Raw genomic sequence first — 19,281 nt, forward strand, 5'->3', positions numbered from 1 at the left:
ACGGCGCTTGCCCTGTTTTTACGCAATCATCCAACATCAAAAAGCAGCCTGCACTCTGTTTTTCAAAGTGCAGGCTGCTTTTCATGTGTTCATTAGCCGTCGAAACGTTTGAACACCAGCGTGCCGTTGGTGCCGCCGAAGCCGAACGAATTGCTGGCCACGGCGTTGATTTCCAGTTGGCGTGCCGTGTTGGCGCAATAATCCAAATCGCAGCCTGCATCGAAATCCTGATTCACCAGATTGATGGTGGGCGGCGCGATTTGGTCGCGGATGGCCAACACGCTGTACACGGCCTCCACGCCGCCTGCCGCGCCCAGCAAGTGCCCGGTCATGGATTTGGTGGAGCTGACCACCAGTTTTTTCGCATGTTCGCCGAAAACGGCTTTGGTGGCGTTGGTTTCATTGGCATCGCCCAGCGGCGTGGAAGTGCCGTGCGCGTTCACATAATCAATCGCTTCCACCGGCAGGCCGCTGTCTTTAATCGCGCGGGACAATGCCAGCGCCGGGCCTTCCGCATTCGGCGCGGTAATGTGGTATGCGTCCGAGCTGGCGCCGAAACCGGCCAATTCCGCATAAATTCTCGCACCGCGGCGTTTGGCATGTTCCAATTCTTCCAATACCAAAACGCCCGAACCTTCGCCCATCACAAAACCGTCGCGGTCTTTGTCCCACGGGCGGGAAGCGGCGGCCGGGTCGTCGTTGCGCGTGGACAAGGCCTTCATGGCCGCAAAACCGCCCACACCCAGCGTGCACACCGCGCTTTCCGCGCCGCCGGCAATCATCACGTCCACATCGCCGTATTTAATCAGCCGCGCCGATTCGCCGATGGCGTGCGTGCCGGAAGCACAAGCCGATACGATACCGTAATTGTGGCCGCGATAGCCTTTCAGAATGGTAATGTGGCCGGAAATCAGATTAATCAGGCTGCCCGGAATGAAAAACGGATTGATTTTGCGCGCGCCGCCCGCCACCACATTACGCGAAGTTTCTTCAATCAGCGGCAAACCGCCGATTCCGGAGCCGATATTCACACCGACGCGGTCTTTGTCCAATTCGGCAAATTCGTCCAGCCGCGCATCTTCGATGGCTTGCAGAGCGCCGGCAATGCCGTAATGGATAAAGGAATCCATGCGGCGCGCTTCTTTGGCCGGCAAATATTGCGATATATCAAAATCTTTCACTTCGCCTGCAATTTGGCACGACACATCGGACGCATCGAATTTGGTAATTCTACCAATGCCGCTTTTGCCGGCCAATAAGTTCTGCCATGCCGTTTCTACATCATTGCCCACAGGCGAAATTTGTCCTAAACCTGTAATGACGACTCGTCTTTGGTTCATAAATATCTCTTTTGATAATAGGGGAAGTCCGTTGGTGTGAAAACAGCCTCGGATTACAGCATGAGCCGTTAATCAGAGGCTGCGTTCAAATGAAAGCGAAGATATGTTTAGGCTTGTTTGGCGTTCACATATTCAATGGCAGCTTGCACTGTGGTGATTTTTTCCGCTTCCTCATCGGGAATTTCGCAACCGAATGCTTCTTCCAAAGCCATTACCAATTCTACGACGTCCAAAGAATCCGCGCCCAAATCGTCTTGGAAAGAAGATTCGTTCTTCACTTCTTCAATGGCAACGCCCAATTGTTCTGCCACAATGCTTTTAACTTTTTGTTCAACTGACATGATAAATCCTTAAAAATGAATGCCGTCGCCGGCGAAAAATATGATAGATAGTCGGCTAGAGTAGCTAACCTAAATTCAATTTATGCGATTTTATCCGCTTTTCGGTAGTTTTGGCTAGTTTTTACCGAAAAATATTGTTAAATCGTTGCCGAAGATACACTATTTATTTCGGAACATAGCCTTGCACGGCATCTGCGCCTTCGCCGAAAAAGTAGTTCTCCATTTGCTGTGCCAAATATTCGCGGGCGCGCGGGTCGGCCAGGGAAAGGCGGTTTTCGTTGATGAGCATGGTTTGGTGGCGCGTCCATGCGTCCCATGCTTCCTGCGATACGTTTTCAAAAATGCGTTTGCCCAATTCGTTGGGCAGCGGGGCGAATTTCATGCCCGGGGCTTCTTTGCCGAGTTTGATACATTTGACCATGCGTGTCATGATGTGTCCTTGTTGTGCAAAAACGTGATAGTAGCAAATTTCAGGCAGCCTGCAAAGTTTGGCGGCGTTTTTCAATGTGCAGGCTGCTTTTTCGGCATTCGGAACACGGCGGCGCTGTCGCGAAACGGAAACAACGGCTGCCCGTTTCCTTTCTGCGCAAATCTGCGTATGATAGGCAGCCTAAATTTATTTCGGTGCGGCGGCAACCGCGCATCGTCCATCATAACTATTTTTACAGGAACACTCACCAATGAAAATCTCCGTTTTTTGTTTGACGCTGGCGGCTTTGGCTTTAACGGCTTGCGGCGGCGATGCCGGCGGTGTCGGTGCGCCGCAGGGCGAAATTTCCCAAAACCGCACCACCGCCTTCAAATCGTTCATGCCGTCATTTTCGTCCATGGGCAAAGTCGTGAAAGGCGACGAGCCTTATGTGCCGGACGCGTTCAAAGCCACTGCGGCACAGTTTGCCCAAGAGGCGCGCGCTCCGTTTGAATATTTCCAAAACGACCCGCAGGGCAACGGCGGCGCGCTGCCTGTCATTTGGCAGAAACCGGCCGAATTCAAAGCGGAACAGGACAAATTCCTAGCAGCGGTGGACAAGCTGAATGCCGCCGCGCAATCGGGTCGTCTGGACGACATCCGCGCCGCCTATCAAACGGTGGGCGAAAGCTGCAAAGCGTGCCACCAAAGTTTCCGCCGCCCGAAATAAACGCGTGAAAAGCAGCCTGCACTTTGCAGAAAACAAGGTGCAGGCTGCTTTTGAAGACGGCGCAACGGTGTTTATTGAACTATTTTGATGGGATATGTTTATGCAAACGCAGAAAGTGATTGATTATATTGTTGCCTGGTTGCGCGATTACGCGGTGCAGGCGCGCGTTAAAGGTTTCGTGGTCGGCGTGTCGGGCGGGATTGATTCGGCCGTCGTTTCCACGCTGTGCGCCCGCACCGGTTTGGACGTGCTGTGCCTGAACATGCCCATCCGCCAAAAGCCCGACCAATTCGACCGTGCTGCCGAACACATCTATCATCTGCGCCGCCAATACGCCAATGTCCGCGCGCAAACAGTGGATTTAACGCCTACATTCGAGCAATTCGAACGCAGCGTGGGCGGCAAAAGCAGCCTGCACCCCACGCAGGATTTGGCCTTTGCCAACACGCGCGCACGCCTGCGGATGACCACGCTGTATTACTACGGCCAGCTTCATCAGCTGCTGGTGGCGGGCACGGGCAACAAAGTGGAAGATTTCGGCGTGGGCTTTTTCACCAAATACGGCGACGGCGGCGTGGACATCAGCCCGATTGCCGATTTGTTCAAAACGCAAGTTTATGAACTGGCGGAACATTTAGACATCATCCCCGCCATTCGGCAAGCCGTGCCGACCGACGGATTGTGGGACCAAGAACGCACGGATGAGCAGCAGATGGGCGCAAGTTATCCCGAACTAGAATGGGCAATGGTACAACACGCTTCGGGCGCGGAACGCACGCAGTTCCAAGGCCGCGAACAGGAAGTGTTCGATATTTTCGTGCGGCTGAACCGCGCCGCGCAACACAAAATCCAACCCATCCCCGTCTGCACCATTCCCAAGGAATTATTGGCATGAGTTTGACCGCCGCCCCGAAAATCATCTTTTTTGACGTTGATGAAACGCTGTACAGCAATCACAGCCCGCGCGGCCCACATGTGCCCGAAAGCACCCGGCAGGCGCTGCACGAACTGCATCAAAAAGGCATTCTCACCGCCATTGCCACCGGCCGGAGCGCCGCCGTGTTGCCACCGGCTGTCAAAACGCTGATTACCGAATGCGGCATCGACATGCTGGTATCCATTAACGGGCAATATATCGAATACCGCGGGCAGAAGCTGGCGGATTTCCCCATGAATGCCATGCAGGCTGCACAACTGTCGCAACGCTTGCAGCAACATCACATTGCCCACGCATTCGTGGCGCACGACGGCTTATACAGCGCATACGAAGACGAACACCTGCACGCCGCGCTCAACGCGCTGGGCATTCCGCACACCTACCGTCCCGATGCCTGCCGGCAGCAAGCCGTTTATCAATTCCTGTGCTTTTATCCTGAAAGCCGCGACGAACTTGCAGGCAACCTGCAACCCGACACAATGAAAATCATCCGCTGGCATCCCAGCGGCACCGATTGGCTCGACAAAACCGCTTCCAAAGCACGCGGCATTCAAACTGCGCTGCAAAAACTCGGTTTAACAATGGCAGACGCGATGGCATTCGGCGATGCGCACAACGATAGGGAAATGCTGCAAACCGTCAGATTCAGCGTGGCGATGGGCAATGCCGTGCCCGAAATCAAAGCTATTGCCGATTATGTTTGCCCGCCCATCGACGAAGATGGTATTTATCGCGGGCTGGTGGCATTGGGCATTTTGTAACACCCATCTGAAAGTGCAGGCTGCTTTGAATTGGTTTTCGAAAGCAGCCTGCACTTTTTACGGGCAACAAAAAACCACCCGAAAACGAGTGGTTTTGCAGAACGCCGATTAGCGTTTTGAGAATTGTTTTGCACGGCGTGCTTTGCGCAGACCTGCTTTTTTACGCTCAACTTCACGGGCATCACGCGTTACATAGCCAGCTTGAGACAATGCAGTTTTCAATGCAGCATCATAATCAATCAGCGCACGGGTGATACCGTGGCGGATTGCGCCAGATTGGCCTGTTTCGCCGCCGCCGGTCACATTCACTTTAATGTCGAATGCTTCAACATTTTCTGTCAGAACCAAAGGTTGGCGAACCACCATGCGGCTGGTTTCGCGTGAGAAGAATTCATCCACCGGACGGCCGTTCACGATGATTTGGCCTGTGCCTTTTTGCAAGAACACGCGGGCTACTGAGCTTTTACGGCGACCTGTGCCATAGTAATATTTACCGTTCATTTATCGTGTCCTTATTTAATTTCCAAAACTTTAGGTTGCTGTGCAGCGTGTTGGTGTTCCGCGCCTGCATACACTTTCAGTTTTTTAATCATTGCATAACCCAAAGGGCCTTTTGGCAACATGCCTTTTACCGCTTTTTCCAAAGCACGGCCTGGGAATTTGTCTTGCATTTCGCGGAAGCTGCGCTCATAAATACCGCCGGGGAAGCCGGAGTGGCGGTAATAAGTTTTATCTTCCAGTTTGTTACCGGTTACACGCAGTTTGTCTGCATTGATCACGATGATGTAATCGCCGGTATCAACGTGCGGCGTGTATTCAGGCTTGTGTTTACCGCGCAGGCGGCTGGCAACTTCGGCTGCAACACGACCCAAAACTTTGTCTTCGGCATCGATCACAAACCATTCGCGTTGCACTTCATGCGGTTTCGCTGAAAAGGTTTTCATAGAATTTGTCCAATAAATAATCAATAATAGAAACCATCGATTCTATTAGTTTTCAGACTTGATGTCAATGCAATCGGTGAAAAAACAGAAAGCCACTCTACAATAAGAAGAGTGGCAGAAGAACCCCGCGAATGCCGCTTGGGCGGAAGTCCGCTTGAACCTTGCAAACAAGGTGGTCGTCTCGGGTAGCTTCGGGTGCATTCTAACGAAGAGAACGCTCGCTCCTGCTACTGCTCCCGACAACCGGAGCAAACTTATTGGTTCAAGGAAATATATGCCTTCACGAACACCGCAGGGAATTTGACCGGTTACTTGAGTGCGCTGTCACACAGCTCAATCAGTGAATCGATTTTATGTTGGTATTCATCGTTTGGCAAGTCTTTTTTCTGTTGCGAATCATTCATTTTGAGTAAATCGTATGTCAGATTCAACGACGCCATAATCACGATTTTTTCGGTTTCCATGCTCTGTCCGGCCTGATGGATGGTTTGAATTTTCTGATTCAACAAATCCACGGCTTTCAGCAGCGTGGCGCGTTCGTTATCAGGCGCGCCGATGGTGAACTGCCGATTAAAAATCTCAACGGTAATCTGTTCGATGCTCATGAATTTTCTCCTTCAATCACATTTTCCTCATCCTGAACATCCGGCAAGCGGCCCAACAATGTGCGCAATTCCGCCGCGCTTTGCATCAGTACGCTGCGGTATTGCTGGTTTTGGTTGCTCAGTTGCAAAATCGTATCCTGCAGGCTGCTTTTTTCAGCTTGGAACTGCTGTTTCTGCAGGTCAAACTCTTTTTCCCGCGCCTGCAATTCCAGTTTTTGGTTTTCCGCTTCCTGCAACAAGGCTTCTTGTGCCTGCGCCTGTTGTTCCTGCAATGCCTGCTGGTGCATTTTTTTCTGCTCTTCCAATTGGTTGGTGAACGACTGCACCTGCGATTTGAGCGTATCGTTTTCTACGGCAACGTCAATCACTTCTTTCTGTAATTGGTTGAGCTGACTGATTTTCGATTCAATCTCTTGATTCAAATGATGAATCTGCTGCTCATATTGCTGATTTTGCTGCTGTTGGGTTTGCTGCTGCACATCCAATTCCTGTTGCAGGCTGCTTTGAAGCTGCTCGGCATTCTGCAAATCTTTTTTCAGCTGCTCGATTTTCTGCGAAGTTTCCGCATCTGCCGATTGAAAACGCTGTTCCTGCTCGTTCAGCTCGGAGCGGATGGCCTGATTTCTCTCTTGCCAATCCTTTTCTTTGTTTTGAATGGTGTTTTGCAGAAAGGCGATTTGGTCGCGCAGATTCAGACGCTCGCGCTCCAACAGTTGCAGCTGGTGTTCTTGAAACTGGAGTTTTTCGCTCAATTCGTCATTGCTGCCGCTATTTTGCGCGGCCAAATCCGCAACTTTGGCGTGCTGTTCGCGCTCGGCCGCCAGCTGCCGGGTTTTCTGCTCCAACTCCTGCTGCACGCTGGCTAATTTTTGGTTCAACTGCGTATTTTCGGAACCGGTTTGTTGCAGTTTCAAAACAAGCTCTTGAATACGGCTTTCCAACTGTTTAAATGCTTGATTCATTCAAAATCTCCGTTTTTGGAAGTGCAGGCTGCTTTTGGGAGTTGCTGCGGTTATTCGCTTTTCGGTTCGCGCTGCATCAGCCGTTCCATCACATCGGTGGCGGCCAATTCGTTGCGCACCAGCTGGTACAGCATATCAGCGATGGGCATATCGATTTGGTGTTTGGCGGCGGCGTTGTGCACTTCTTCGATAGTGGGGACGCCTTCGGCAACGTGCCCGATTTCTTTCAGCACTTGGTGCAGGGTTTTGCCTTCCGCCAGACCCAGGCCGACTTTGCGGTTGCGCGACAATGCGCCCGTGCAGGTCAGAATCAAATCGCCCATGCCGGCCAGCCCCATCATGGTTTTGGGCTGCGCCCCCATGGCAACGGCCAATCGGGTGATTTCCGCCAAACCGCGCGTTACCAAAGCGGCACGCGCATTCAAGCCGTAACCCAATCCGTCGGACAGGCCGGTGGCAATCGCCATAATGTTTTTCACTGCACCGCCCACCGACACGCCAATCACGTCGTCATTGGCATACAGCCGCATCACGCTGCTGTTCAATTCTTGGGCGAGCTGCTGAATCCACTCGAAATTTTCAGAAGCCAGGCAGATGGCGCACGGCAGCTGTTTGGCCAACTCTTGCGCGAAGCTAGGGCCGGACAACACGCCGATTTTGGGATTGTCGGGCAATACTTCCTGCACCACTTGGAAAGTGAGCAGGCCGGTATCCAATTCGAAGCCTTTGCATGCGGTCAGGATGGGCAAATCGCCCGCGCCGTATTCTTTGAGCATTTCGATGCTGCCGCGCAAACCGACCACGGGCGTTGCCACCAGCACCAGTTGGCTGTCGTACAACGCGGTTTTCAGGTCGGCAAAAACGTTCAGGTTTTCGGGCAGCGCGAATCCCGGCAGATAACGCTCGTTTTGGCGGCTTTCCTGGATAACGCGCGCATGCTCGGCATTGTGCGTCCACATATTGACGCGGTGTCCGTGTTGGGAAAAATGGATACCGAGCGCAGTACCCCATGCACCCGTGCCGATAATGGTGATATTCATAATTGGTTTATCCTCGCTTCTGCTTTGGCCGCCGCGATGCCTGTTCGTATTGCATCGCCCGAATTGCCGTGCATTTTATCACAAGCGGCTTTGAAAAAGCAGCCTGCACATTCACAAACCGGTGTGCAGGCTGCTTTTTAGGTTGATGATGTTGCAACTGCGTCTGCCTCCGCCCGATAAGCAGCCTGCATTTCGCGTTCCCGTTTGGTCACTTGGCGCATCATGAAGTAATTCATCACCAGCACCAGCGTGCCCACGGCGGCAATCATAATGGTTGCCAAAACGTTCATTTGCGGGTCAAGCCCCAAGCGGATTTTGGAGAAAATCACCTGCGGCAGCGTGGACGAACCCGGGCCGGACAGGAACGATGTAATCACAAAATCGTCCAGCGACAGCGTAATACCCAGCAAAAAGCCGGAAGCAATCGCCGGCGCAATCAGCGGCAGCGTAATCACAAAAAAGATTTTCAACGGACGCGCGCCCAAATCCATGGCCGCCTCTTCCAACGACTGGTCCAACTCGGCCAACCGCGAACGGATAACGACCGTGATATAGGCCATGCACAATGTGGTGTGTCCCAGGAAAATTGTGAAAAATCCGCGGTCCAGCCATTCCACATCATTGCCCAAAACACCTTGCAGCAAACCCTGCACTTGGATAATCAGCAGCAGCATGGACAAACCGGTAATCACATCGGGCATCACCATCGGCGCGGACACCATGCCGGCAAACAAGGTATTGCCGCGAAAGCGTTTGATGCGCGACAAGGCATATCCCGCCATCGTGCCCAACGCAACCGCCGCCAGCGAAGACACCACGGCAATTTTCAGCGACAGCCATGCGGCGGACAAAATCTGGCTGTTATGAAGCAGTTTGCCGTACCATTGGGTGGAGAAACCGCCCCACACGGTAACCAGTTTGGACGAATTGAACGAATACACCACCAAAACCACCAGCGGGATATACAAAAACGCCAAGCCCAAAAAAAGCATGATTTTCAAAAAGGGAGACATTTTACCGGATTGCATTATTTGCCTCCTTTCGCCATTTCACGGTTTTGGAAGAATTGTTCCAGCGCAATCGGAACCACCAACAGCAACACCATCACCACGGCGATGGCGGCCGCCAAAGGCCAGTTGTTCTGGTCGGAGAACGCCTGCCACATCACTTTACCAATCATCAGGTTGTCAGGCCCCCCCACCAGTTCGGGAATCACATATTCGCCGACGGACGGGATAAACACCAGCATCGAACCGGCAATAATGCCCGATTTGGACAGGGGCAGCGTGATGGTGAAAAAGGCTTTCACAGGGTGTGCACCCAAATCTGCCGCCGCTTCCAGCAGGCGGTGGTCGAGTTTCACCAGTTGCGTATAAAGCGGCAGAATCATAAACGGCAGATAGGCGTACACCATTACCAAATTCAGCGAAAACGCGTTATAAAACAAATCCAGCGGCTCCTGAATCCAGCCCATTTTCATTAAAAATCCGTTGATGATACCGTTGCTGCCCAACAGGCCGATCCACGCATACACGCGCAGCAGGAACGATGTCCAGAACGGCAGCATCACCGCCATCAGCAGCGCGTTGCGGATAGACGGTTTGGCGCGCGAAATGGCGTATGCCATCGGATAGCCCAGCAGCAGGCAGATGAACGTGGTGGTCAATGCGGTTTTAATCGACAGCCAATATGTCCGCAGATAAATATTGCTGCCCTGCCCTTCATCGAAAGGATTGAGCATAGCCAGCAACGAGCTGCCGAAATCGGCAAAAATCTCTTTGTAGTTCTGCGTGACGATGTGCAGGCTGCCTTGTTCGTCAAACAGCGGGGTGAACGGCGGAATACGCACCGCCTGTTCGGCAAAGCTGATTTGAAATACGATGAAGAACGGAATCAACACCAGCACGAACAGCCAAACGAAAGGCACGCCGATAAGGAAACGCCCGCCGGGGCGCAAACGGCGTTTGATATTTTTCGGGTCAGACATCATGCACCGCCTTTCTTAACGTGTTAAAGGCGTTGGCTGGTTTTCAGGCCAATCCAGATATACTTCGTCGCCCCAAGTCGGCGGCTCAATACCGCGCACATACCAATAAGGCGCCGGCACTTGGCTCTTGATAATGCGGCCATTGTCCATCTGCACATGGTAAATGGCGAAACTACCCAAATAGGCAATTTCCTTCACTTTGCCCTTCGCCCAGTTGTGCGTGTCGCGGTGCGCCGGTTTTTCTTTGTGCAAATCAATATCTTCTGGACGGATGGAAATCCACATGGTTTGGCCATCTTCGGCAACAAACGATTGGTCGGTGTAGATTTTGCTCGGCAATTCAGGGCAGTCGATTAAGGCATGCACTTCGTCCTTGTGCACCAATTTCCCTTCGAAAATATTGGTCTCGCCAATGAATTCCGCCACAAATTTGCTTTTGGGATAATCATATACGTCGGCCGGCGTGCCCACTTGCTGCAACTGGCCGTTTGACATAATCGCCACGCGGTTTGCCATGGTCATCGCTTCTTCTTGGTCGTGCGTGACCATAATGCAGGTTACGCCCACTTTTTCCAGCGTATTGACCAATTCAAACTGGGTCTGCTGGCGCAGTTTTTTATCCAGCGCACCCAAAGGCTCGTCCAACAGCAGCAATTTGGGGCGTTTCGCCAACGAACGCGCCAAGGCGACACGCTGCTGCTGGCCGCCCGATAATTGGTGCGGCTTGCGTTTGGCGTATTGCGGCATTTGAACCAAGCGCAGCATTTCGTCCACGCGGGCGGCAATTTCGTCTTTGGGAAGTTTGTCTTGTTTAAGGCCGAATGCGATATTGTCCGCCACAGTCATGTGCGGAAACAGCGCATAGCTTTGGAACATCATATTGATGGGGCGATCGTAAGGCGCCAGATGGGTAATATCTTGCCCATCCAAGATAATTTGGCCGTCGGTCGGCTTTTCCATGCCGGCCAGCATACGCAGCAAAGTGGATTTGCCGCTGCCCGAACTGCCTAACAATGCAAAGATTTCGTGTTGGTAAATGTCTAACTCAAGCGGTTTGACAGCAAGATTATCACCGTATTTCTTTGCTAATCCTTTGATTTGCAAATAAGGTTTGGTGTCGGTCATGGCATACTCCAATGAAATAAAAACAGAGCTGTTTTGATTGCTTTGGACAGGTAACCTTTTGGATTTATAACAAAACCTTTGGGACTGTTTAGCGGCGTTCGGTCAGCAGCGGTATAACAAAGTAAAAGCGCGCAATTTTAGGGCAATCGTGCGCCTGGGGCAAGCATAAATCGTTCGCGTGCCTGCCTTTTACACAGCGCGGCGCAACGTCCATTTGATATCGTTGCCCAATATCTGCACGTCAGCGGTTTGCCATTCGGCATTCTGCTGCAAAACGGCGGGGTTTTCGGGCAACGAAAAAGCAGCCTGCGCATTGCTTCCCAATATTTTAGCAGATTGATAATACACGATTTCGTCGGCTAAGTTTTGTTGTAAAAACGCACTGTTGAGCGTGCAGCCTGCTTCGACCATCAATTCGCCGATGCCGTCTTCCGCCAGCCGCGCCAAAACATCGGGCAAAGCGATTCGGCCGTCCGCATTGGCCGCACATTGCCGCACGGACACATTCGGATAAGCGGCAAAAAGTGCAGGCTGCTTTTGAAGCGTGAAAATCTGCGTGGCTTGCCCGTCTTGAATCATATGGCTGCTTTCGGGCGTGCGCAGGCGGCTGTCCAAGATAACGCGCAACGGCTGGCGGACGATGGGAAACTGCCGCACGTTCAGGCGCGGATTGTCGTGCAGCACCGTGCCGACTCCGGTGAGCACGGCGCAACTTTGGGCGCGCTGCCGCTGCACATCCGCCCGCGCTTCTTCGCCGGTAATCCACTGGCTCCGCCCGTCCGACAGGCCGGTTTTCCCATCCAGGCTGGCGGCGATTTTCAGCGAAACAAACGGGCGTCGGCGTTCGATACGCGACAAAAATCCCCGATTAAGGGCACGGGCTTCATCGGCCAACAAACCGCATTGCACGCTGATACCGGCCGCTTGCAGCAGGGCAATGCCTTTGCCGGCGACCAGCGGATTCGGGTCGCCCATGGCAATCACCACGCGCGCCACGCCCGCCGCAATCAAACCTTCGGCACACGGGGGCGTTCGTCCGTGATGAGAACAGGGTTCCAGCGTGACATACGCCGTTGCGCCGCGCGCCAAATCGCCCGCCTGCCGCAACGCATGCACTTCGGCGTGTGGAAAACCAGCCTGCACATGAAACCCCTGCCCCACGATTTGCCCGCCGTGCGCAATCACACAGCCAACCCGCGGATTGGGCGACGTGGAAAACCGTCCGAGCCATGCCAGCTCGATGGCGCGCCGCATATGCGCCGCATCCAGTTCCGAAAACTCTGAAAATAAAGCATTCATCGGTATTTATCCATTCCAAAAGCAGCCTGCACTTTGATAAAAACCAAAGTGCAGGCTGCTTTTTATTGCTGCGCCATCACGCCAAACGGCCATGGCATTGTTTGTATTTCAAACCGCTGCCACACGGGCAAGGGTCGTTGCGGTGCACCATTTTGCCCGCCGCTTCCAATGCATCGGGCAGGTATTGCGCATCTTCATCCGACACCGAATTCGGGTCAAACGCCTCGCGCGCCAAATCATTGCGCGATTCCGCCAGCACCTGCTCCATATCCGGCGCATCCGCGTGCAGCGCCTGCATTGCCAAAGCCTGTGCCTCTTGTTGCGCACGTACTTCTTCCGGGTCTTGCACCCGCACAGAAATCAACTGCTTGGTCGCATTGGCACGGATGTTGTACCACATGGCATTGAACATCTCAAACGCCTCGCGCTTGTATTCCTGCTTCGGATTTTTTTGGGCATAGCCACGCAAATGAATCCCTTGGCGCAGATAATCCATCGCCGCCAAATGCTCGCGCCAGCTTTGGTCAATCCAGCCCATCAGTACGCTGCGTTCATAGTCATGGAAAATTTTGGCTTCCGGCAGCAGGGCGATTTTCGCCGCATAATCCTGCTCGATGTGCGCCAACAATTTTTCGGTAATGTCTTCGTTTTCCAAACTGTTGTCTTCACGCAACCAGCCTGCAATGTCCACATGCACGTTAAATTCTTCCGCCAACACGCGTGTCAGCGCCGGCACGTCCCATTGCTCTTCCATGCTGTTGGGCGGGATATACTGGGCAACCAGATTGCTGATGACCATCTCGCGCATTTCTTTCATCATGCCGCTCACATCGTTCGATTGCAGCACTTCGTTGCGCCAATGGTACAGCACTTTGCGTTGGTCGTTGGCCACATCGTCATATTCCAACACCTGTTTGCGCATGTCAAAGTTGCGCCCTTCCACTTTGCGCTGTGCATTTTCAATTTGACGCGTCAGGATGCCCGCCTCAATCGCCACACCGCGCTCAGGTGCCAATTTATTCAAGATAGCAGCCGCACGGTCAAGCGCAAACAAACGCAACAATGGGTCTTCAAACGACAGGTAGAAGCGGCTGGAACCCGGGTCGCCCTGACGGCCGGCACGACCGCGCAACTGATTGTCGATACGGCGGCTTTCGTGGCGCTCCGTACCGATGATATGCAGGCCGCCCGCTTCCAGAACACGCCGGTTGTCTTCCTCCCAGCTTTGCTCCAATGCATGGATTTTGGCCTCTTTCTCCGCATCGGTCAGCTGTTCGTCCGCACGAATAGCTTCGGCTTGGTGCTGCACGTTGCCGCCCAACACAATATCCGTACCGCGGCCTGCCATATTGGTGGCAACGGTAATCATGCCCGGTTTGCCCGCCTGCGCCACAATCAGGGCTTCGCGCTGGTGTTCTTTGGCGTTCAGCACATTGTGGGGCAGCCCTGCCTGATTCAGCAGGCGCGATACCAGTTCCGAGTTTTCAATAGTGGTGGTGCCCACCAGCACCGGTTGTCCGCGCTCGTGGCACGCTTTAATGTCTTTAATCACCGCTTCGAATTTTTCTTCGGCTGTGCGGAAAATCTGGTCGTTAAAATCTTTGCGGCGAATCGGTTTGTTGGTGGGGATAATCACGGTTTCCAGACCATAAATGCTTTGGAACTCGTAAGCTTCCGTATCCGCCGTACCCGTCATGCCCGACAGCTTGGTGTATAAGCGGAAATAGTTCTGGAACGTGATGCTGGCCAGCGTTTGGTTTTCTTTTTTGATTTCCACGCCCTCTTTGGCTTCCACCGCTTGGTGCAAACCGTCCGACCAGCGGCGGCCGTCCATCAGGCGGCCCGTGTGCTCATCGACAATCACGATTTCCAGCTCGCCCTCTTCATTAGGCTTAATCACATAATGCTGGTCCAGATGGAACAGCGTGTGCGCACGCAATGCCGCCATCAAATGGTGCATCAGCACAATATTGTTGGTGTCGTATAGAGACTGGCCTTCTTGCAGCAGGCCGATTCGCGTCAGAATCTGCTCGGCGTGCTCGTGCCCTTGCTCGGACAAGGTAACCTGGTGGTTTTTCTCGTCCACCCAGTAATCGCCTTCGCCCTCTTCGGTTTCCTGACGCACCAAATGCGCTGGCACTTGGTTCATGATTTTATAAAGCTCGATATTGTCGTCCGCCTGGCCGGAAATAATCAGTGGCGTGCGCGCTTCGTCAATCAGAATCGAGTCCACCTCATCGACCACGGCAAAGTTCAAATCGCGCTGCACTTTGCTGTACACGTCTTCCACCATGTTGTCGCGCAGATAATCGAAGCCGAATTCGTTGTTCGTGCCATAGGTAATATCGGCGGCATATGCCATTTGGCGTTCGGCGGGCATTTGGTTGCTCAAAATCACGCCCACGGTCAAATCCAAAAATTCATACAGAGGGCGCATGATGTTGGCATCGCGCTCCGCCAGATAATCGTTCACGGTAACGACGTGCACGCCCTTGCCCGACAGTGCGTTCAAATACACGGCTAGCGTGGCCACCAGCGTTTTACCTTCGCCCGTGCGCATTTCGGCGATTTTGCCGTCGTTCAGCACCATGCCGCCAATCAGCTGCACGTCGAAATGGCGCATACCCAACACGCGGCGCGATGCTTCGCGACACACGGCGAATGCTTCAGGCAATATGCTTTCCAATGTGGCGCCATTGGCAATTTTTTCTTTGAATTCCTTGGTTTTTTCACGCAATGCTTCGTCGGGCAGGGCTTTCATACCCTCTTCCATGCCGTTGATTTTGGCCACGATTTTTCGATATTGTTTGAGCAGGCGGTCGTTGCGGCTGCCGAAGATTTTTTTTGCAAGAGTGGTGAACATAATTTTCCTTGTGCCCTGTCAAGTTGGCAAAACGGGCGTGATTTTAACATAACGGCATGATAGATGCAGGCTGCCTGTGCATTTTGCAAGCATTCTCCTTGCCGAATTTTTTGATTTAACGTGTTTTTACAACAAACCACTTGAAGCATTGCCCCAAGTGGTCGATATTTCAACAGTTCAAAGCAGCCTGCACGCGGTTTTTTCAAAGTGCAGGCTGCTTTTTTTGCGTTTCAAAAGCAGCCTGCACCCACCATATAGGCCAATAATTGGCCGAGATTAAACGCCGCGCAGCAATTCGTTCACGCTGGTTTTGCTGCGGGTTTGCGCGTCCACTTTTTTCACGATGACGGCGCAATACAGGCTGTGTGAGCCATCTTTGGCGGGCAGGCTGCCGGACACCACCACCGAACCGGCAGGCACGCGACCGTAATGGATTTCGCCGGTTTCGCGGTCGTAAATTTTGGTGGACTGGCCGATGTACACGCCCATGGAAATCACGCTGCCCTCTTCCACAATCACGCCTTCCACGATTTCGGAACGCGCGCCGATGAAGCAGTTGTCTTCAATAATGGTGGGTGCAGCCTGCAACGGTTCCAGCACGCCGCCGATGCCCACGCCGCCGCTCAAATGCACGTTTTTACCGATTTGCGCACACGAACCCACGGTTGCCCAAGTGTCCACCATCGCGCCTTCGTCCACATACGCGCCGATGTTTACATAAGAAGGCATCAGCACCACGTTTTTGCCGACAAAGCTGCCGCGTCGCGCCACCGCACCGGGCACGGCGCGGAAACCGGCCGCCTGAAAATCCGCCTGTGTCCATTGCGCGAATTTGGTCGGCACTTTGTCGAAAAACTGGTTCACGCCATCGCCCAACACCACGTTGTCCTGAATACGGAACGACAGCAGCACGGCTTTTTTCGCCCATTCGTTCACTTTCCATTGGCCCACGCCCAAGCGTTCGGCCACGCGCAGGCTGCCGTTGTCCAATTGGCGCAGCGTTTCCAGCACGGCTTCCTTCACTTCGGGCGACACGGTTTGCGGCGTGATTTCGGCGCGGTTTTCAAAAGCGGTTTCGATAATGTTTTGCAATGACATGGATTTTCCTTTAATTTGACTGAATCGGTTTTGAAAGGGCGATTGTATCGCAAAAGGCAGCCTGCACCAAAAAATATGCAGGCTGCTTTGAAAAAGGCATACAATCCCCTTTTTCCACAACAAGGGTGCGATGATGAAAAAAATCCTGTTCGTCTGCCTGGGCAACATCTGCCGCTCGCCCATGGCCGAATACATCCTGCGCGACATGGCGCAAAAGCGCGGCATTGCCGTGAACGTGGCCAGTGCGGGCACTTCGGGCTGGCACGACGGCGAATACATGCACTGCGGCACGGCCGAAATTTTAGACGGCCTGTCGATTGAATCGCGCGATTTCCGCAGCCGCAAAATACCGGCCGACGCATTGCAGTATTACGATTACGTCATCGTGATGGACGACAGCAACCTGCGTGATGTGCAGGCTGCTTTGGGCAACGACAAACGCATTTTCAAAATCACCGACCTGCTCGGCGAAGGCAGCCTGCACGACCATGTGCCCGACCCTTGGTACACCGGCAACTTTGTCGAAACGCGCGAAATCATCAGCGCCTGCTGCCGCGAACTGCTCGACCGAATCTCCGACCAACGCCTTTAAAACCACACCGAAAGCCGCCATGCACGCCGCCCTTTTACGCCAACAACTCGCCGCCTTCCTCTCACCCGCCGAATTGCCCGACGACGACGCGCCCTTCCTGCTTGACCAGCGCAAACGCTACACCAGCACCGACTGTGTCGTCGTGCAGCCTGCCAGCGTGGAAAACGTGAAGAAAACCGTCCGTTTCTGCGCGCAACACCGCATCGCCATCACACCGCAGGGCGGTAACACCGGACTGGTTGGCGGCAGCGTGGCGCACGGCGGCATCGTCCTGAATCTGGGCAAACTCAACCGAATCCGCCACATCAACCTTGCCGACAACGCCATTACCGTCGATGCAGGCTGCATTTTGCAGAACGTCCAAACCGCTGCCGCCGAACACGGCCGCTTTTTCCCGCTCAGCCTCGCCAGCGAAGGCAGCTGCCAAATCGGCGGCAACATCGCCTGCAACGCGGGCGGCCTGAACGTGCTGCGCTACGGCACCATGCGCGATTTGGTGCTGGGGCTGGAAGTGGTGCTGCCCAACGGCGAACTCGTCTCCCACCTGCACCCGCTGCACAAAAACACCACCGGCTACGAACTCAAACACCTGTTCATCGGCAGCGAAGGCACGCTTGGCATCATCACCGGCGCCACACTCAAACTCTTCGCCCCGCCACAAACCACTGAAACCGCATGGGTCGGGCTGGACAACGTGCAGGCTGCCATCTCGCTGCTTTCCAACATCAAAAACCATTTTGCCGAACGCCTGTGCAGCTTCGAACTCGTCAGCCGCTTCGCCCTCGAACTTTCCGCCGCACACAGCCGCCTTGCCGAACCGTTGCACGCCGAATGGCACATCCTGCTGGAACTGACCGACAGCCTGCCGCGCCACGACCTGCAAGACGAATTGGCTGAATTTCTCTGCCAAAACGGCGGCGAACACAGCATCATCGCCCAAAACGACCAACAACGGCGCGATTTATGGACCCTGCGTGAAAACATCTCCGCCGCCCAACGCACGCTCGGCACCAGCATCAAACACGACATCGCCGTCCCCATTGCCCACACCGCCGCGTTTATCGAACAATGCGGCCGCGATTTGACCGCACAATATCCCGACATCCAACTGGTCGTCTTCGGGCATCTGGGCGACGGCAGCCTGCACTACAACACCTTTTTCCCCAACGAATTGGGCGACAGCGTGTACCGCCGCGAAGAAGCCGTTAATGCGACCGTGTACCGCCACGTGTTGCACAATCACGGCACCATCGCCGCCGAACACGGCATCGGCACACTGAAAAAAAGCTGGCTGCCGCAAGTGCGCACCGCCGACGAAATCGCCCTGATGCGCGCCATCAAATCGCAGCTCGACCCGAACCATTTATTCAATCCAAACAAGCTGCTGCCCGATTAACGCGAAATTCGCTTGACGAAAAAACAAATTTTCCCTATAGTGCTGCCTTTCAACGTGATGACGATCGGCGAATTAGCTCAGTCGGTTAGAGCAGAGGAATCATAATCCTTGTGTCCGGGGTTCGAATCCCTGATTCGCCACCAAGTTCATCGCACACAATTCGGCGAATTAGCTCAGTCGGTTAGAGCAGAGGAATCATAATCCTTGTGTCCGGGGTTCGAATCCCTGATTCGCCACCAGTTTTACGGGGGTATAGCTCAGTTGGTAGAGCGCTTGCATGGCATGCAAGAGGTCAGCGGTTCGATCCCGCTTACCTCCACCAGTTTCCAAAGGTTTGGCTTTTTTGCCAAACCTTTTTTGCTTTGTGCTGCCCTGTATATTCAACATTTCAGGCACTATTATGCTACCAAGCAAGGCTTGCCAAACCATTGTGCAAAACTCAGCCGTACTTAGAACTGCATTTATATACCCTTACATATTTTCTTGAATTTTAACTGGTATGGTTGATTGAATTGCACCATAATCCAATTTCACACTTTATAACCACACACCAAGGAGAACATCATGAGTTGGATTGCAGCAATTATTGTCGGCGCGATTATTGGCTTAATCGCCGAAAAAGTAATGAAAAGTGATATGGGGTTACTGATGAATATCGTCATCGGTATTATCGGTTCGTCCCTTGGCCGCTGGCTGTTCGGAGACATATTGGGCATCGGTTCGGCATATGCCGCCGGCAGCTTTAATTTTGCCGGTTTGTTGTTTGGCGTATTAGGGGCAGCCGTATTGATTGTTATACTTCGCTCCCTGAATATTATGAAAAAATAAGATGTTTATCAGCCGGATAAATTA

The 19,281-nt window shown here is 53.3% G+C and carries 20 protein-coding genes, 3 tRNA genes and 1 other RNA gene; 9 read left to right on the forward strand and 15 right to left on the reverse strand.

The window, feature by feature from the left end:
* Positions 1 to 92 precede the first annotated feature (92 nt).
* The 3 genes from fabF to HMPREF9098_RS06005 all read right to left on the reverse strand — a co-directional run bounded on the left by fabF (position 93) and on the right by HMPREF9098_RS06005 (position 2,111).
* Complete coding sequence (gene fabF / locus HMPREF9098_RS05995) at positions 93 to 1,340, reverse strand: beta-ketoacyl-ACP synthase II (RefSeq protein ID WP_003782933.1); 1,248 nt, start codon at positions 1,338 to 1,340, stop codon at positions 93 to 95.
* A gap of 107 nt (positions 1,341 to 1,447) precedes the next feature.
* Positions 1,448 to 1,681: an acyl carrier protein gene (gene acpP / locus HMPREF9098_RS06000; RefSeq protein ID WP_003782935.1), complete on the reverse strand. Its 234-nt coding sequence runs from the start codon at positions 1,679 to 1,681 to the stop codon at positions 1,448 to 1,450.
* Positions 1,682 to 1,844: 163 nt separating this feature from the next.
* Entirely contained in the window at positions 1,845 to 2,111 is a 267-nt protein-coding gene (locus HMPREF9098_RS06005; RefSeq protein WP_040564781.1) for an oxidative damage protection protein, read from the reverse strand.
* A gap of 250 nt (positions 2,112 to 2,361) precedes the next feature.
* Between HMPREF9098_RS06005 and HMPREF9098_RS06010 the strand changes: the two genes are divergently transcribed.
* The 3 genes from HMPREF9098_RS06010 (at position 2,362) to HMPREF9098_RS06020 (ending at position 4,518) form a co-directional block, all read left to right on the forward strand.
* Entirely contained in the window at positions 2,362 to 2,820 is a 459-nt protein-coding gene (locus HMPREF9098_RS06010; RefSeq protein ID WP_003782941.1) for a c-type cytochrome, read from the forward strand.
* Positions 2,821 to 2,920: 100 nt separating this feature from the next.
* Positions 2,921 to 3,715, forward strand: a complete 795-nt coding sequence (gene nadE, locus HMPREF9098_RS06015) for an NAD(+) synthase (RefSeq protein ID WP_040564783.1) — start codon at positions 2,921 to 2,923, stop codon at positions 3,713 to 3,715.
* Positions 3,712 to 4,518, forward strand: a complete 807-nt coding sequence (locus HMPREF9098_RS06020) for a Cof-type HAD-IIB family hydrolase (protein WP_003782944.1) — start codon at positions 3,712 to 3,714, stop codon at positions 4,516 to 4,518. Before nadE ends, HMPREF9098_RS06020 begins: the two co-directional genes overlap by 4 nt.
* Before the next feature lie 108 nt (positions 4,519 to 4,626).
* On the opposite strand, the gene rpsI is transcribed toward HMPREF9098_RS06020, so the two are convergent.
* From rpsI to dapD, 12 genes are all read right to left on the reverse strand, one after another.
* Positions 4,627 to 5,019 carry a 30S ribosomal protein S9 gene (rpsI, locus tag HMPREF9098_RS06025; protein WP_003782945.1) on the reverse strand — a complete coding sequence of 131 codons (393 nt, stop codon included), beginning with the start codon at positions 5,017 to 5,019 and terminating at the stop codon, positions 4,627 to 4,629.
* A gap of 11 nt (positions 5,020 to 5,030) precedes the next feature.
* Positions 5,031 to 5,462 (reverse strand): 50S ribosomal protein L13, encoded by a 432-nt coding sequence (gene rplM, locus HMPREF9098_RS06030; protein ID WP_003782946.1) that lies wholly within the window; start codon positions 5,460 to 5,462, stop codon positions 5,031 to 5,033.
* Between the two features lie 118 nt (positions 5,463 to 5,580).
* Positions 5,581 to 5,763: non-coding RNA, 6S RNA (gene ssrS, locus HMPREF9098_RS11435), on the reverse strand.
* A 7-nt stretch (positions 5,764 to 5,770) separates the two neighbouring features.
* The gene (locus tag HMPREF9098_RS06035) at positions 5,771 to 6,067 is read right to left on the reverse strand and encodes a cell division protein ZapA (RefSeq protein ID WP_003782947.1); all 297 of its coding nucleotides are present in this window, start codon (positions 6,065 to 6,067) and stop codon (positions 5,771 to 5,773) included.
* Positions 6,064 to 7,029 carry a coiled-coil domain-containing protein gene (locus HMPREF9098_RS06040; RefSeq protein ID WP_003782948.1) on the reverse strand — a complete coding sequence of 322 codons (966 nt, stop codon included), beginning with the start codon at positions 7,027 to 7,029 and terminating at the stop codon, positions 6,064 to 6,066. The genes HMPREF9098_RS06035 and HMPREF9098_RS06040 overlap by 4 nt, the downstream gene beginning before the upstream one ends.
* Before the next feature lie 50 nt (positions 7,030 to 7,079).
* Positions 7,080 to 8,069 carry an NAD(P)H-dependent glycerol-3-phosphate dehydrogenase gene (locus HMPREF9098_RS06045; protein WP_003782950.1) on the reverse strand — a complete coding sequence of 330 codons (990 nt, stop codon included), beginning with the start codon at positions 8,067 to 8,069 and terminating at the stop codon, positions 7,080 to 7,082.
* Between the two features lie 137 nt (positions 8,070 to 8,206).
* On the reverse strand, positions 8,207 to 9,097 hold the full coding sequence (locus HMPREF9098_RS06050; protein WP_003782952.1) for an ABC transporter permease subunit: 891 nt from the start codon (positions 9,095 to 9,097) through the stop codon (positions 8,207 to 8,209).
* Positions 9,097 to 10,056, reverse strand: coding sequence for an ABC transporter permease subunit (locus HMPREF9098_RS06055; protein WP_040564312.1), 960 nt, complete (start codon positions 10,054 to 10,056; stop codon positions 9,097 to 9,099). The genes HMPREF9098_RS06050 and HMPREF9098_RS06055 overlap by 1 nt, the downstream gene beginning before the upstream one ends.
* 15 nt (positions 10,057 to 10,071) lie before the next feature.
* The gene (locus HMPREF9098_RS06060) at positions 10,072 to 11,181 is read right to left on the reverse strand and encodes an ABC transporter ATP-binding protein (RefSeq protein WP_003782955.1); all 1,110 of its coding nucleotides are present in this window, start codon (positions 11,179 to 11,181) and stop codon (positions 10,072 to 10,074) included.
* A gap of 189 nt (positions 11,182 to 11,370) precedes the next feature.
* A complete protein-coding gene (gene ribD, locus HMPREF9098_RS06065; protein ID WP_003782956.1) occupies positions 11,371 to 12,480 on the reverse strand; it encodes a bifunctional diaminohydroxyphosphoribosylaminopyrimidine deaminase/5-amino-6-(5-phosphoribosylamino)uracil reductase RibD in 1,110 nt (369 codons plus the stop codon).
* Between the two features lie 76 nt (positions 12,481 to 12,556).
* A complete protein-coding gene (gene secA / locus HMPREF9098_RS06070; protein ID WP_003782957.1) occupies positions 12,557 to 15,343 on the reverse strand; it encodes a preprotein translocase subunit SecA in 2,787 nt (928 codons plus the stop codon).
* A gap of 276 nt (positions 15,344 to 15,619) precedes the next feature.
* On the reverse strand, positions 15,620 to 16,441 hold the full coding sequence (gene dapD / locus HMPREF9098_RS06075) for a 2,3,4,5-tetrahydropyridine-2,6-dicarboxylate N-succinyltransferase (protein ID WP_040564313.1): 822 nt from the start codon (positions 16,439 to 16,441) through the stop codon (positions 15,620 to 15,622).
* Positions 16,442 to 16,574: 133 nt separating this feature from the next.
* On the opposite strand from dapD, the gene HMPREF9098_RS06080 reads away from it, so the two are divergent.
* The 6 genes from HMPREF9098_RS06080 (at position 16,575) to HMPREF9098_RS06105 (ending at position 19,257) form a co-directional block, all read left to right on the forward strand.
* On the forward strand, positions 16,575 to 17,033 hold the full coding sequence (locus HMPREF9098_RS06080; protein ID WP_040564785.1) for a low molecular weight protein-tyrosine-phosphatase: 459 nt from the start codon (positions 16,575 to 16,577) through the stop codon (positions 17,031 to 17,033).
* 19 nt (positions 17,034 to 17,052) lie between these two features.
* Positions 17,053 to 18,429 carry an FAD-binding oxidoreductase gene (locus HMPREF9098_RS06085; protein ID WP_003782965.1) on the forward strand — a complete coding sequence of 459 codons (1,377 nt, stop codon included), beginning with the start codon at positions 17,053 to 17,055 and terminating at the stop codon, positions 18,427 to 18,429.
* A 66-nt stretch (positions 18,430 to 18,495) separates the two neighbouring features.
* A tRNA-Met gene (locus tag HMPREF9098_RS06090) sits at positions 18,496 to 18,572 on the forward strand.
* Between the two features lie 19 nt (positions 18,573 to 18,591).
* A tRNA-Met gene (locus HMPREF9098_RS06095) sits at positions 18,592 to 18,668 on the forward strand.
* 7 nt (positions 18,669 to 18,675) lie between these two features.
* Positions 18,676 to 18,751, forward strand: a tRNA-Ala gene (locus HMPREF9098_RS06100).
* Positions 18,752 to 18,993: 242 nt separating this feature from the next.
* Positions 18,994 to 19,257 carry a GlsB/YeaQ/YmgE family stress response membrane protein gene (locus tag HMPREF9098_RS06105; protein WP_003782967.1) on the forward strand — a complete coding sequence of 88 codons (264 nt, stop codon included), beginning with the start codon at positions 18,994 to 18,996 and terminating at the stop codon, positions 19,255 to 19,257.
* Positions 19,258 to 19,281 lie beyond the last annotated feature (24 nt).

Origin of the sequence: Kingella denitrificans ATCC 33394 (genome assembly GCF_000190695.1) — a bacterium.
GTDB classification, from domain to species: domain Bacteria; phylum Pseudomonadota; class Gammaproteobacteria; order Burkholderiales; family Neisseriaceae; genus Kingella_A; species Kingella_A denitrificans.

What these genes read in the sequence shown, in the direction of transcription:
- fabF (WP_003782933.1), bottom strand. Translation starts at nt 1,340, where the DNA reads ATGAACCAAAGACGAGTCGTCATTACAGGTTTAGGACAAATTTCGCCT.
- acpP (WP_003782935.1), bottom strand. Translation starts at nt 1,681, where the DNA reads ATGTCAGTTGAACAAAAAGTTAAAAGCATTGTGGCAGAACAATTGGGC.
- HMPREF9098_RS06005 (WP_040564781.1), bottom strand. Translation starts at nt 2,111, where the DNA reads ATGACACGCATGGTCAAATGTATCAAACTCGGCAAAGAAGCCCCGGGC.
- HMPREF9098_RS06010 (WP_003782941.1), top strand. Translation starts at nt 2,362, where the DNA reads ATGAAAATCTCCGTTTTTTGTTTGACGCTGGCGGCTTTGGCTTTAACG.
- nadE (WP_040564783.1), top strand. Translation starts at nt 2,921, where the DNA reads ATGCAAACGCAGAAAGTGATTGATTATATTGTTGCCTGGTTGCGCGAT.
- HMPREF9098_RS06020 (WP_003782944.1), top strand. Translation starts at nt 3,712, where the DNA reads ATGAGTTTGACCGCCGCCCCGAAAATCATCTTTTTTGACGTTGATGAA.
- rpsI (WP_003782945.1), bottom strand. Translation starts at nt 5,019, where the DNA reads ATGAACGGTAAATATTACTATGGCACAGGTCGCCGTAAAAGCTCAGTA.
- rplM (WP_003782946.1), bottom strand. Translation starts at nt 5,462, where the DNA reads ATGAAAACCTTTTCAGCGAAACCGCATGAAGTGCAACGCGAATGGTTT.
- HMPREF9098_RS06035 (WP_003782947.1), bottom strand. Translation starts at nt 6,067, where the DNA reads ATGAGCATCGAACAGATTACCGTTGAGATTTTTAATCGGCAGTTCACC.
- HMPREF9098_RS06040 (WP_003782948.1), bottom strand. Translation starts at nt 7,029, where the DNA reads ATGAATCAAGCATTTAAACAGTTGGAAAGCCGTATTCAAGAGCTTGTT.
- HMPREF9098_RS06045 (WP_003782950.1), bottom strand. Translation starts at nt 8,069, where the DNA reads ATGAATATCACCATTATCGGCACGGGTGCATGGGGTACTGCGCTCGGT.
- HMPREF9098_RS06050 (WP_003782952.1), bottom strand. Translation starts at nt 9,097, where the DNA reads ATGCAATCCGGTAAAATGTCTCCCTTTTTGAAAATCATGCTTTTTTTG.
- HMPREF9098_RS06055 (WP_040564312.1), bottom strand. Translation starts at nt 10,056, where the DNA reads ATGTCTGACCCGAAAAATATCAAACGCCGTTTGCGCCCCGGCGGGCGT.
- HMPREF9098_RS06060 (WP_003782955.1), bottom strand. Translation starts at nt 11,181, where the DNA reads ATGACCGACACCAAACCTTATTTGCAAATCAAAGGATTAGCAAAGAAA.
- ribD (WP_003782956.1), bottom strand. Translation starts at nt 12,480, where the DNA reads ATGAATGCTTTATTTTCAGAGTTTTCGGAACTGGATGCGGCGCATATG.
- secA (WP_003782957.1), bottom strand. Translation starts at nt 15,343, where the DNA reads ATGTTCACCACTCTTGCAAAAAAAATCTTCGGCAGCCGCAACGACCGC.
- dapD (WP_040564313.1), bottom strand. Translation starts at nt 16,441, where the DNA reads ATGTCATTGCAAAACATTATCGAAACCGCTTTTGAAAACCGCGCCGAA.
- HMPREF9098_RS06080 (WP_040564785.1), top strand. Translation starts at nt 16,575, where the DNA reads ATGAAAAAAATCCTGTTCGTCTGCCTGGGCAACATCTGCCGCTCGCCC.
- HMPREF9098_RS06085 (WP_003782965.1), top strand. Translation starts at nt 17,053, where the DNA reads ATGCACGCCGCCCTTTTACGCCAACAACTCGCCGCCTTCCTCTCACCC.
- HMPREF9098_RS06105 (WP_003782967.1), top strand. Translation starts at nt 18,994, where the DNA reads ATGAGTTGGATTGCAGCAATTATTGTCGGCGCGATTATTGGCTTAATC.